Below are 12,916 nucleotides of genomic sequence, written 5' to 3' on the forward strand. Positions count from 1 at the left end.
CCCTGCCCCGGCGGCGACCCCAGCCCGGCCTCGGCCTCGGCGGCGGGCCGCCCCTCCCCCGGGTCAGAACGGGTGGACTCCCACCGGGGTCGCCGGTGCGGGACCGTAGCCCTCGGCGATGCGGTGGTGGTAGGTCTCGCGGTCGATGACCTCCAGGCCGACGATCTCCCAGGCGGGGAGGCCGGCGCTCTGCCGGTGCTCGCCCCACAGGCGCAGCGCGACGGCGGCGGCGTCGTGCAGGTCGCGGGCTTCCTCCCAGTACCGGATCTCGGCGTGGTCGGGCGCGTATCTGCTGGTCAGCAGGAAGGGGTGGTCGTGGGCGAGCTGTTCCAGGGCCCGCCGCAGTTCGGGCAGGGGCACCTTCTCCCCGGAGACGCTGAGGGTGACGTGCCACAGCCTGGGCAGGTCCTTGGGCTCCTCATAGGTGTCCCCGGCCGCGACGCTCGTCAGAGCACCGCGGGACGCCGCCCCAGGGCGCACTCGTCTCACGACGGCCTCCTTCACGCATGGCTCGCATGGCTCGCATGACACCCGCGACGCGCATGCCTCGTACGACTCGCTCGGCCCCTTGACGGAACGCGTCCTTTCAACATGTCCCCCGAAGAAAGTTGAGCAGGCCGCAGGGCTCCGCGTGGGGGTTTTACGGAACGTCCCCCACCGGGGGCGTTCCTTACGCCCTGTTTTACGAGCTGTTTTGCGAGACTCAGGCGTGCAGGAGCACGAGGTCGTCCCTGTGTACGACCTCGCGTTCGTACGCGGGACCCAGCTCGCGCGCCAGCTCCCGGGTCGACCGTCCGATCAGCCGGGGGATCTCCTTGGCGTCGAAGTTGACGAGTCCGCGGGCCACCGCGCGGCCGGCGGGGTCCCGCAGCTCGACGGGGTCGCCGGCGCTGAACTCGCCCTCCACGGCGGCGATTCCGGCCGGCAGCAGGGACGTGCGCCGTTTCACGACGGCGTCCACCGCGCCGTCGTCCAGGATCAGGGCGCCCTGCGGGGTGGAGGCGTGCTGGAGCCACAGGAGCCGGTCGGCGGAGCGTTTGCCGGCGGGGTGGAAGTAGGTGCCGGTGTCGCCGCCGGCCAGGGCTTCGGCCGCGTGGACGGCGCTGGTCAGCACCACGGGGATGCCGGCGGCGGCGGCGATCCGGGCGGCCTCCACCTTGGTGACCATGCCGCCGGTGCCCACGCCGGCCTTGCCCGCGCTGCCGATCTCGACGCCGGCGAGGTCCTCGGGCCCGCGCACCTCGGCTATCCGGGAGGTGCCGGGCTTGCCGGGGTCGCCGTCGTAGACGCCGTCGACGTCGGAGAGGAGGACGAGGAGGTCGGCGTGGACGAGGTGGGCGACGAGGGCGGCGAGGCGGTCGTTGTCGCCGAAGCGGATCTCGTCGGTGGCGACGGTGTCGTTCTCGTTGACGATCGGGAAGGCGCCCATCGCGAGCAGCTTGTCGAGGGTGCGGGAGGCGTTGCGGTGGTGGGCGCGGCGGCTCATGTCGTCGCTGGTGAGCAGGACTTGGCCGACGCGGACGCCGTAGCGGGCGAAGGAGGCGGTGTAGCGGGCGACGAGCAGGCCCTGGCCGACGCTGGCGGCGGCCTGCTGGCGGGCCAGGTCCCTGGGGCGGCGGCGCAGGCCCAAGGGGGCGAGGCCAGCGGCGATGGCGCCGGAGGAGACGAGCACGATCTCCTTCTCGCCGCCGCTGCGGATCTTGGCGAGGACGTCGACGAGTGCGTCGACGCGGTCGGCGTCCAGACCGCCCGCGGCGGTGGTCAGCGAGGAGGAGCCCACCTTGACGACGATCCTGCGGGCCTCGCCCACGGCCTGCCTTGCCCTTGCCACCTTGCCCTCGGTCCCCTCGCGCGTTGCCGGCTGCCTGTCCGGCAATCTACGCGAAGCGGTTCGGTCGGTGCGCACCGGTCCAGCTCCCGGACAGGCGAAGCGTAGCCGTTCGCTCACCTTTTGCGTACGGCAAAAAAGTTGTGTTGGTTGCCTGTAGAAATTAAATCTCTTCCCAACATAAGTTGAAGTTTGTGTCACCTACCGTTCCTCCTGTGAAGCGCATTCTGCTGCGCTCGGGCAAGAGCCCGTACGACGTCCTCTCCGCCGAAGAGGCCCTCCACCGGGACGTCATCGCCACCAACGCGGGCAACCTGATCTTCAGCGACGCGGCGCACAAGATCCTCGAAACGCCGGAGACCGAGGTCGTCTCCAACGGCATCGGCACGGACGTGACCGCGGCCGCCCGGATCAACGAGGAGTACGACGCGTTCGTCGTACCGCTGGCCAACGCCTTCCGGCCGTCCTTCGAGGGCCGGCTGAAGCGCCTGACCCGGCTGATCGGCAGGCTGCGGATCCCCGTAGTGGTCCTGGGGGTCGGCGCGCAGACCGGGCTGGGCTACGACCCGGCCCGGCTGAAGCCGATGGAGCAGTCCGTGCGCGAGTTCTGCGCGGCGGTGCTGGAGCGCAGCGCCTCGATCGGGGTGCGCGGCGAGTTCACCGAGCAGTACCTGCGGGACATGGGCTTCCGGGACGTCGAAATCATCGGCTGCCCGTCGATGTTCCTGTACGGCGGCGACCTCGACGTGCGCAAGAAGGCGCCGGAGCTCACCGCGGAGGCGCGGATCGCGGTGAACGGTTCGCACAGCGCGGTGCAGAAACAGGGCCTGGACCGGATCATCGGCCGGGCCCACGCCCAATACCCGAACCTGTGCTTCGTCGGCCAGAACATCAGCGACGCCCGGCAGCTGCACTGGCGGGACCTCTCGGACCCGAACGCCCGCGTGACGGCGATGCCGACGCACCCGGACCACCCGATGTACCGGGAGGGCAAGGTGCGGGTGTACGTCGACCCGGTCACCTGGATCGACGACCTGCGGTCCTTCGACTTCTCCTTCGGCTCCCGCATCCACGGCAACATCGCGGCGCTGCTGGCGGGGACGCCCGCGACGGTGCTGTGCGGGGACTCGCGCACGCTGGAGCTGTGCCGCTACTTCGAGATCCCGCACCTGCGGCTGGACCGGGCCGCGAAGGATCCCCAGGCGGCGGATCCGGCCCGGTTGTACGAGCAGGCGGACCTGAGCGGGCTGGTCGGGGGCCACGCGGAGCGCTTCGGCCGGTTCGTGCGGTTCCTGGACCGGAACGGACTGCGGAACACCTTCACGCACGGCGACGGCGGTGCGGCCTTCGACCGGAGGATGCGCGCGCTGTCGTTCCCGCCGGGCATCCGGCCGTGGAACGACACCGATCTCGCCTCGCTCAGCAGCCGGTTCGGCTGGCTGCACAGCCAGGTGACGGAACTGACCGAGGACAACGCCCGGTTGCGGCGCGAACTGGTGAAGTCGCAGAAGACGAAGGCGCAGAAGGCCGCGGCGGTGCCGGCCCCGGCCACGTCCGTCTACCGGCGTGCGCGGCGCGTGGTGGGCCGGCCCCTGCGCCGCGCGCTGCAGTCGGGCAGGCAGTAGCCTCCGGCGGAGCGGAGGGCCCCTGGCGCACCGGCCCGGGGCCCGGTCGTCGTACCCGGGCGGGGGACGCTCAGGCCGCGGCCGCCCCGAAGGGCTTGCGCGGCAGCATCCGGCGCAGGGTCCGCCGTGCCTTGCGCAGGGCGCGGCGCGGGACGGAGTTGGCGGCCGCCTCGCGGTAGCCCAGGAAGGCGCGGGCCTCGCGGGGGTCGGCGAGATAGATCTCGTCGGGGATGCGGGCCGTTCTGGACCGGAAGTGCGGGTAGATCAGGTACAGGCGGGTGCCGCGCTTCTCCAGCACGGCCGCTGCCTGCTTCTTCGCCTTGACGAACGTGACGACGTCCAGCAGCAGGTCGGCGCGCTGCACGGCGACCAGGTGCAGCCGCAGCCGCTCGTGGACCTTCAGGCGGCGGGACACGCCAGGCGTCCAGTAGGCGTCCATCAGGGGCTTGGCCAGCTCGAACTTGTGCCGGCGGACCTCTTCGCTGTCGGTGAGGAACTTGGGCCCGAACTGCGGCAGCAGCGTGATGAGGAACGGCCGGACCATGAGCAGGTCGCGCTTGTCGCCGGCCGGGACCATGTCGGCGATCAGCTTCATCAGGGCGCGCGCGGAGTCGAAGCGCAGGGTGTAGCTGCCGCTCTTGGTGACGTGCTTGCCGTCGTCGCGGCCGACCAGGTAGTAGCAGGTGTAGTCGGCGAGCACGGAGACGCCGGCCGCGCGCAGGTACGCCTCCAGCGTGAACAGGGCGTCCTCGCCGGTGAACAGCGACTCGTCGAAGCGCATGCCGTGCTGCTCCAGCAGGGAGCGGCGGAACAGCTTCTGCGCGCTGAGCGTGAACTTGATGTTCGAGGTGAAGACGTCGGCCCGGTCGAGGTTCTTGCCCCACATGGACTTCGGCGCGGTGCGGTTGACGCCCTCGACCCGGCCGAGGACGACGTCCGTGCCGTTCTTGTCGGCCATGGCGACCATGCGTTCCAGGGCCTCGGGGCCGAGCCGGTCGTCGGCGTCGAGGAAGAAGACGAAGCGTCCGGCCGCCTTGCCCAGGCCGACGTTGCGCGGGCCGCTGGGGCCGCCGGAGTTCTCCTGGCGGATCACGGTGACCCGCATGGGGGCGCGGGCGGCGAACTCCTCCAGGCACTCCCCCGTGCCGTCGGTCGAGCCGTCGTCGACCGCGATGACCTCCAGGCGCGCCGGGTCGATGGTCTGCGCCTCGACGGATGCCAGGCACTCGACCAGGTACGGCATCGCTTCGTACGCCCCGATGATCACGCTCACATCAGGCTGCGTCACGACGGTCACTCTTCCCCCTCATCACGGAGTATTTCCCCCGTATCACCTCATTCGCAATCTGTTAGACGGACTGCCGGGGGAAGCGGTTGCTCTACGGAAGGCAAAGAGTGGGGCATGTCACGGGGCTGCCCGGGCGGGGGAGAACAAGGGCCCCCGAGGAGTGCTCCTCGGGGGCCCGGTGCGCGTTCGCCGGAGGGGTCAGCCCGCGCCGACGCCGTCCGTCTCGCCGGCCGACGCGGTGCGCTGGCCCGGCACCGCGTTGGTCAGTTCGGCCGCCTCGGCGGGGTCGGCGTTCGCCGCGCCCAGCCGGGACTGCTGGCCGACGTTGCGGGCCTCGGCCTTGAGGGCGAGGTCGGCGACCGCGGTGTTGAACTGGTCGATCGACTTCGGCTCGTCGGGGCCGAGCAGGTACTGCTTCAGCTCCTTGCGGTCCTCCGCCAGCGGGTCGCCCGCCGGGTCGCGCACGGCGTCCAGCAGGCCGCCCAGCTCGGCCGCGCTGTTGGACAGGATCACCGCGGCGCGCACGGCCGTGTTCTGCCGCTTGAACTCCTCGGCGCCCAGCTCGCCGGAGTCGGTGACGGCGTACGGCTTGCCGCTCGCGATGAAGTCGGAGACCACGGAGGAGATGTCGGAGACCATCGCGTCGGAGACGTTGAAGCAGTCGTACAGGCGCGGCTCGGCGCCCGTGATGACGCGGTGCTCGTACGAGGGGAAGGAACGCCAGTAGGCGGCGTTCCACTCGGCGCGCAGCCGGGCGATCTCCGCGTGCCGGTGCACGTCCACGACGCCGTCGCGGGTGGCCTCGGCCTCGTCGCCCTTGGTGCCGCCGGCGACGGTCAGCCCGTCGAGCCGGGCCTCGATGCGGGCCAGCTCGGCCTTGGCCTGCTCCATGGCGGCACCGTCGGCGGTGAACCGGGAGTCGGCGGCGCGTTCGGCGGCGGCCTTCTCGACCAGCGCGGTGATGCGCTGGTGGGCGGCCTTGGCCTCCTTGCTGACGGTGCCGGTGAACGGGTGCGGCTTGTACAGGACGCGCACCGGCGGATCGGCCGCGATCAGCTTGTTCACGATGTTCTCGCCGGCGAGCACGATCGAGGTGTTGCCGGGGTTGCCGTCCCAGCCCTCCCAGGTGGGCGCGTACAGCACGGTCGGGACGCGGCCCTCGGGCACGCCCTGCCAGCCCTGGATGGGGGCGAGCTGCGGGCGGCCGACCTCCACGATGTCCTCGTCGCGGACGCCGACGTCGGCGATGGCGTACCGGTCGCGGCCGGCCCGGCCGGCGGTCCACACCTCGTCGTACACCTTGCTGTACGGGTTGACGCTGGCCAGCTTGTCGCTGTCGCCGTGGCCGATGAAGACGTGCTTCATGGTGGGCACGCGCAGCAGGTGGATGTTCTTGCCGACGTTGGCCGCGTACAGGGCGACCCGCACGGTGGACAGGTCCAGGTTCATCAGGTGCACCCCTCCGGGCACGCAGATGACGGGGACCGTGGTCGGCGCGAGGTTGCTGAGGATGACACGCTCGCGGAGGATGATCAGCGGCCGGGTCTGCAGCTGCTCCATCGTCTCCAGCCACATGTTGACCTGGTACGCGGAGTCCCTGGAGCCGGAGAAGTACAGGACCGTCTCGGGCTGGTAGGCGGCCAGCCAGTCGTCGACGGCGGCGAGGACGGTCTCGGCCTTCGGCGGGACCCGCCGGCCGCGCACGTACGGCAGGAGGCGCAGGATGTAGCCGGTGCCCAGGCCGACGGTCAGGCCGATGCCGAGGAAGCCGAAGCCGGCGGAGCCCAGTTCAGCCGAGACGAGGATGCCGACGACCGCGAACAGGTCGAGGTGGAGCATCTTCTCCGCGGAGCGGTGCAGCAGCCCGCGCGGCGGGGCGTCCGGGATGCGGATGCGGGACTTCAGGTCGATGTTGCGGGTGGCGACCGGCATCCGGCGGCGGTTGCGGATCAGGGTGACCAGGGCGCCGTGCGGGGCCTGGAGGCCGTAGAAGGCGATGAAGCAGGCGACCGCGCCGTAGAAGATCAGGTCGTCCGAGAGGGACAGGCGGGCCAGCAGCAGGATCAGCAGCAGCTGTCGGATCAGGAAGCGGATCGACAGGCCCGCCCGGACCTTGCTGAGGCGGTTGATCAGGTAGCTGCCCTTGCGGTGCAGATAGTGGTCCGCCAGGTACGTCACGGCGGCCAGGGCCGCGAAAGCGGGAACGCTCGGGACGAGCGCGGCCAGCATGAGCGCCGGGAAGCCCAGCATCACGAGGGCCGCCGCGGCCAGCTCGGCCGCGCTGCCCACCCGGGCGACGCGAATAGCGGTGGATATCACGGAGAGACCTGCTCTGGGAGGGGGGAGTGCCGGTTTTGTTCAGGAATGTCGGGAGAAGCCGGGATTTCCTGTGGGGTACGGATACAGGCCCCCGCGAATACCCGGTGAACGGATACCCACAGAGGCCTGAATTCCCAAAAGCTTGATTACCTCTGATTATTACACGCCGTCCTGGCGGTCGAGGACGGTGGCCAGCGCCTGCTCGAAGCCGGAGGCCTGGGCGGCGCCCGCGGTCGGGTCCTGCTGGCGGACGTCGATGACGTGCCCGGTCAGCTCGGACAGCAGCACGTCCAGGGAGGTACGGGCCACGGCCTCGGAGGAGAGCAGCGAGCCGGACGGCTCCTGGCCGAAGGCCTTGGTGCGCATCGGGGTGGCGGTGCGCTCGGGGTTGATGCAGTTGACCCGGATGCCGTCGCCGGCCCACTCGTCGGACAGCGCCTGGGTGAGGTTCACCATGGCGGCCTTGGTGGAGGAGTACAGGGAGTACTCGGCGCGGCCGCGGGTGTAGCTGCTGGAGGTGTAGAGCAGCAGCTGGCCGTCGGTCTCCGCGAGGTACTTGTAGGAGGACCGCGCGATCTGCACCGGGGCCAGGTAGTTGACCTTCAGCGCCTCCTCGATGGTGGCGTTGTCGGTCTCGGCGAGCTTGCCGATGCGCAGCACGCCCGCGGTGTTGACGACGTAGTCGATCCGGCCGGTCTCCGCGTACGCCTTGGACAGCGCGTCGTCGACCTCCTCCGGGTTCTCCACGTGGGTGCCGGTGGTGGAGCGGCCCAGCGCGTAGACGTTCGCACCGTAGGACCCGGCGAGTTCGGCGATGTCCTTGCCGATGCCGTAGGAGCCACCGAAGATGACGACGGTCTTGCCGGTGAGGAGTTCGCGGTAGGCCTCCTCGCCGTTCTGCTCGGGCGCGGCGGTGGAGGCGAGCTGGAACAGCTTGTCGGCGATGAAGACGTCGACCGGCTGGGTCACCTTCATGTTGTACTCGTCGCCCGCGACGACGTGGATCGGCACGTCCGGCAGGTACCTGAGGACCACCGAGCAGTCGTCCGTGGCCTGGAAGTTGGGGTCGCAGGCGGCGACCTCGTAGGCGCGGCGGATGGTGGACAGCTTGAAGGCCTGCGGGGTCTGGCCGCGGCGCAGCCGGGAGCGGTCCGGGATCTCGGTGATGAACTCGCCGTCCTCGCCGTGCGTGCGCGTGACGATGATGGTGTCGGCGGACGGGATGGCGACGTCCACGGCCTGGTAGCGCTCCAGCGCGGCCACGCAGTCGTCGATGACGCGCTGCGAGAGCAGCGGGCGTACGGCGTCGTGGAAGAGGACGTTGAGGTCCTCGCCCTCGGCCAGGCCCTCCCGGAGCGCGGAGATGGCGCGCTCGGTGGTCTCGTTCCTCGTCGAACCACCTTCGATGATCTTCTTCACCTTGGTGAAGCCCGCCTTGGCGACGATCTTCTCGACGTCCGGCACATAGCCCGGGGCCATCAGCACGATGATGTCGTCGATCGAGTCGGCCTTCTCGAAGGTGGTCAGGGTGTGCTCGATGACTGCCTTCCCGGCGATCTTCAGCAGCTGCTTGGGGATCGACAGACCCACCCGCTGACCGGTGCCACCGGCCAGGATCACTGCGGTGGTTCGGGGCTTGGCTATGTGCTGGGACACAGGTGACCTACCTTGGGGCGACAGGGAACCGTGAAATGGTCCCACTTCCGGTAACCGCTGTGCAAGGTGAGTGCCCTCCGCTGCATATGTGCGCGCAACCTGTCATTCACCTTGCACTCCCGGTGATTGACGGCGGGCCGCGTGAACGCCCGTGAATTTGCTGTGAGTAAGTCCACAGGTATCCGTGAACGGCGTTCGGCACCCCGGCGGCGAGCGCTCCCAGGGGATGCCGGGATCTTCACGTCCCGGGGCACGGGGCCGCACATGTTCTTCATATGCGGCGCGGCAGCGTTGCGATCCGGCGGGAATGCGGCTCGTCCGGCAGTCCATTGCCGCCGGAATTCCACATCGCGGTTCCGCGGTATTTCGGTCTCGCCCGGGTGGGTGACCGTTTCACGGCGTCCGGCACCGGCGGTGCGAGCCGATGTGAGGCCGGTGCGGGACACCTGTGCGCGGGCCGGTGTGCGGGGGCGGCGCGGGGCCCCCGCACGGTGGCCGGGCACCGGCGGACCGGGCCCGGGGCCCGGTCAGGTCCCAGGCCCGGTCAGGTCCCAGGCCCGGTCAGGTCCCAGGCCCGGTCAGGTCAGGTCAGGTCAGGTCAGGTCACACCAGGCGGACGCCCGGCTCGTCCGATTCCACCCGCAGCCGGGCCAGGGTGCTCGCCGTCGCCTGCGGCTTGAGCACCGTGTCCACGGCCCGGACCTGCGCGTCGATGCCGTCGCGGCGGATGTCGAACAGGTGGTAGCCGCGGTGGGCGTCGATGAACTTCCAGTGCGGGTTGTCCGCCATCAGCGGGTCCCACTGCCGGTGGAAGGCGTCCTGGTCCTGGTCGCCGCTGCTGGAGATGGAGGTGCCGACGAACTCGGCGCCGACCACGTCCGAGTCGGGGTCGGCGTAGTCCGTCCGCAGGTCGCTGATCATCGTCAGGTGGCGGTCGCCGCTCAGCACCACCGGGTTGCGGATGCCGGCGAACTCCTCCAGCAGCGCGTTGCGTTCGACCTGGTAGCCGTCCCAGGCGTCGTAGTACCAGAGCTTGCCGTCGCCGGGCAGCAGATCGGTCTCGGCCATCATGATCTGCGAGGCGACGAGGTTCCAGCGGGCCGGGGAGTCGTACAGCCCGTCGAGCAGCCACTGCTTCTGCTCGGCGCCGAGCATGGTCTGCGTCGGCGCCTCGGCGCCCTCCTGCGTGGTGGCCTGGTCGCTGCGGTACTGCCGGGTGTCGAGGACGTTGAGCCGGGCCAGCCGGCCGAACTCCAGGCGGCGGTACATCTGGATGTGCGGGCCGGTGGGGATCGCGGTGGCACGCACCGGCATGTGCTCGTAGTACGCCTGGAAGGCCGCCGTCAGCCGGGCCACGAACTTGTCGTGCGGCTGCTTGTCGGGGTCCTGCGGGATCTCGCCGGCCCAGTCGTTGTCCACCTCGTGGTCGTCGAAGGTGACCACCCAGGGGGCGCTCGCGTGCATCGCGGTGAGGTCGGGGTCGGTCTTGTACTGCGCGTACCGGTTGCGGTACTGCACCAGGGTGTACGGCTCGCCCTTGCCCTCGTGCCGCCGTACGGCCGTCGCCGAGGGCGCGGACTCGTATATGTAGTCGCCGACGAAGAGCACGACGTCGGGGTCCTGGGCGAGCATGTCGGCGTACGGCGTGAAGTAGCCGTGCTGCCAGTTCTGGCAGGAGGCGAGGGCGACGCGCAGCGCGCCGCCGCGCCGGTGCGGGTGGGGCGCGGTGCGGGTGCGGCCGGTGGGCGAGAGCTGGTCGCCGGCCCGGAAGCGGTACCAGTACGGGCGGTCCGGGCGCAGGCCGCGGACGTCCACGTGGACGCTGTGGCCGAGTTCCGGGCGGGCCTCGGCGGTGCCCCGGCGGGCGGTTCTGCGGAACCGCTCGTCCTCGGCGATCTCCCACTCCACGGGGAAGACGGCATCGGGCATGCCGCCCCCGTTCAGCGGGTCGGGCGCGAGTCTGGTCCACAGCACGATCCCGTCGGGCAGCGGATCGCCGGAGGCGACGCCGAGGGTGAAGACGCCGTCGGGGAGCGGGGTGCCGGCGGCGCGGGCGGTGCCGGGCAGCCACAACTGGGCGGAGGCCGCGGCCCCGAGGACGGCGGCCCCGGCGGTCAGAAAGCGGCGGCGATCGGGCGATGGTGCGGTCATGCGCTGACTCCCTTTGCCACAGGGCCACTTGGACAGGTGCGTCGGACAGTCGGAAGTTCCCACGGCCGGACGGTCCGCCTGCTGAACCAAGCGCATCGCGAGCATGACAAACAGGGAGACAACAGGAGACCCGTTGCGGCACGAGAAAACCGTCGCGCCACAACGGATCTGACGGTAGATCGGAATCCGCCCCGCCGCCGACGCCCACCGGCGTGTCTCGCGCCCTCCCGAGGGCCCGTCAGCCGGGGGGCCGTGCACCGGACCAGGCCACGGCGGCGAGCGGACCGGCCCGGGCCACCGGGTCGCGGGTTGTCCGGAAAAAGCGAGTGAAAGGGAGCCGGCCGGGGAAGGCCGGGCCGGGGCCGGCGGTGACCGGCCGGGCCGGCACCGCGCAAACGCGACGCGGAGAGGACCGGGGTCCTCTCCGCGTCACACTGTCAGCACACCGCGGGCTCGGCCGCGGCCGGGCCGGCGCCCGCCGAGCCCTACTCGAACGGGTTGAACTCGTCGTACTCCCGCAGCGCCTCGTCGCGCTCCGCCTGCTTGTCCCGCCGGCGCTGCGCCGCGGGCCGGGCCTCGTCCAAGCGGTGGTCCTCGCCGCGGCGGCCGAGCATCTCCGCGCCGGCCATGACCGTCGGCTCCCAGTCGAAGACGACCGCGTTCTCCTCGGGGCCGATGGCGACACCGTCACCCGAGCGGGCGCCCGCCTTCATCAACTGCTCTTCCACGCCGAGGCGGTTGAGCCGGTCGGCGAGGTAGCCGACGGCCTCGTCGTTGTTGAAGTCGGTCTGGCGCACCCAGCGCTCCGGCTTCTCGCCGCGCACCCGGAACAGCGGCTCGCCGCCGACGTCCTCGCGTACGACGGTGAAGCCCGCGTCGTCCACGGCCTTGGGCCGGATGACGATCCGGGTCGCCTCCTCCTTCGGCTTGGCGGCACGCGCGGTGGAGACCAGCTCGCCGAGGGCGAAGGACAGCTCGCGCAGTCCGATGTGCGCCACGGCCGACACCTCGAAGACCCGGTAGCCGCGGGCCTCCAGGTCGGGGCGGACCATCTCGGCGAGGTCCTTGCCGTCCGGCACGTCCACCTTGTTCAGGACGACGATCCGGGGACGGTTGTCGAGCCCGCCGTACTGCCGCAGCTCCTCCTCGATGATGTCGAGGTCGGAGACCGGGTCGCGGTCGGACTCCAGCGTCGCGGTGTCCAGCACGTGCACCAGCACGCTGCACCGCTCCACATGCCGCAGGAACTCCAGGCCGAGGCCCCTGCCCTGGCTGGCGCCCGGGATCAGACCGGGCACGTCGGCGATGGTGTAGACGGTGGAGCCGGCGGTGACCACGCCCAGGTTCGGGACCAGCGTGGTGAACGGGTAGTCGGCGATCTTCGGCTTGGCCGCGCTCAGCACGGAGATCAGCGAGGACTTGCCGGCGCTCGGGTAGCCGACGAGGGCCACGTCGGCGACGGTCTTCAGCTCCAGGACGATGTCCTGGAGGTCGCCGGGCTCGCCGAGCAGCGCGAAACCGGGCGCCTTGCGGCGGGCGGAGGCCAGCGCCGCGTTGCCGAGACCGCCCCGGCCGCCCTGCGCGGCGATGAACGAGGTGCCGTGGCCGACCAGGTCGGCGAGCACGTTGCCCGCCTTGTCCAGAACGACCGTGCCGTCCGGCACCGGCAGGACCAGGTCCTGACCGTCCTTGCCGGAGCGGTTGCCGCCCTCGCCGGGCTTGCCGTTGGTGGCCTTGCGGTGCGGGGAGTGGTGGTAGTCCAGCAGCGTCGTGACCGACTGGTCGACGGTCAGGATGACGTCACCGCCCCGGCCGCCGTTGCCGCCGTCGGGGCCGCCGAGCGGCTTGAACTTCTCACGGTGGACGGAGGCACAGCCGTGGCCTCCGTTACCCGCGGCGACGTGCAGCTCGACGCGGTCCACGAAGGTGGTCATGGTTCGGTGCCTCCTGGGGGTCCCCCCGGCCGGGACCGGGGGCGTACGGGTATGTCTTGTGGGGGTAACACGCGAAAGGCGGACCCGCCTTCCCGAACGGGAAGTGAGGTCCGCC

Annotated in this window: 8 protein-coding genes; 1 reads left to right on the top strand and 7 read right to left on the bottom strand. The window is 70.9% G+C overall.

Annotation, left to right across the window (positions count from 1 at the left end):
• Positions 1-63: 63 nt before the first annotated feature.
• On the bottom strand, positions 64-489 hold the full coding sequence (locus tag IG05_RS0121930; RefSeq protein WP_030345039.1) for a hypothetical protein: 426 nt from the start codon (positions 487-489) through the stop codon (positions 64-66).
• Between the two features lie 214 nt (positions 490-703).
• Positions 704-1,810, bottom strand: a complete 1,107-nt coding sequence (gene proB, locus IG05_RS0121935; protein WP_030345041.1) for a glutamate 5-kinase — start codon at positions 1,808-1,810, stop codon at positions 704-706.
• Positions 1,811-2,043: 233 nt separating this feature from the next.
• On the opposite strand from proB, the gene IG05_RS0121940 reads away from it, so the two are divergent.
• Positions 2,044-3,453 (top strand): polysaccharide pyruvyl transferase family protein, encoded by a 1,410-nt coding sequence (locus IG05_RS0121940; protein ID WP_030345043.1) that lies wholly within the window; start codon positions 2,044-2,046, stop codon positions 3,451-3,453.
• Positions 3,454-3,523: 70 nt separating this feature from the next.
• Here IG05_RS0121940 and IG05_RS0121945 read toward each other — a convergent pair whose 3' ends face one another.
• The 5 genes from IG05_RS0121945 to obgE all read right to left on the bottom strand — a co-directional run bounded on the left by IG05_RS0121945 (position 3,524) and on the right by obgE (position 12,801).
• Positions 3,524-4,741 (bottom strand): glycosyltransferase, encoded by a 1,218-nt coding sequence (locus IG05_RS0121945; RefSeq protein WP_037814471.1) that lies wholly within the window; start codon positions 4,739-4,741, stop codon positions 3,524-3,526.
• 198 nt (positions 4,742-4,939) lie between these two features.
• A complete protein-coding gene (locus IG05_RS0121950) occupies positions 4,940-7,060 on the bottom strand; it encodes a hypothetical protein (protein WP_030345047.1) in 2,121 nt (706 codons plus the stop codon).
• A gap of 159 nt (positions 7,061-7,219) precedes the next feature.
• The gene (locus IG05_RS0121955) at positions 7,220-8,716 is read right to left on the bottom strand and encodes a bifunctional cytidylyltransferase/SDR family oxidoreductase (RefSeq protein ID WP_030345048.1); all 1,497 of its coding nucleotides are present in this window, start codon (positions 8,714-8,716) and stop codon (positions 7,220-7,222) included.
• Between the two features lie 603 nt (positions 8,717-9,319).
• Positions 9,320-10,867, bottom strand: coding sequence for an alkaline phosphatase D family protein (locus tag IG05_RS0121960; protein ID WP_030345050.1), 1,548 nt, complete (start codon positions 10,865-10,867; stop codon positions 9,320-9,322).
• A 485-nt stretch (positions 10,868-11,352) separates the two neighbouring features.
• Positions 11,353-12,801 (bottom strand): GTPase ObgE, encoded by a 1,449-nt coding sequence (gene obgE, locus IG05_RS0121965; RefSeq protein ID WP_030345052.1) that lies wholly within the window; start codon positions 12,799-12,801, stop codon positions 11,353-11,355.
• Positions 12,802-12,916: the final 115 nt, after the last annotated feature.

This window comes from Streptomyces sp. NRRL S-1022 (assembly GCF_000720135.1).
Lineage (GTDB): Bacteria > Actinomycetota > Actinomycetes > Streptomycetales > Streptomycetaceae > Streptomyces.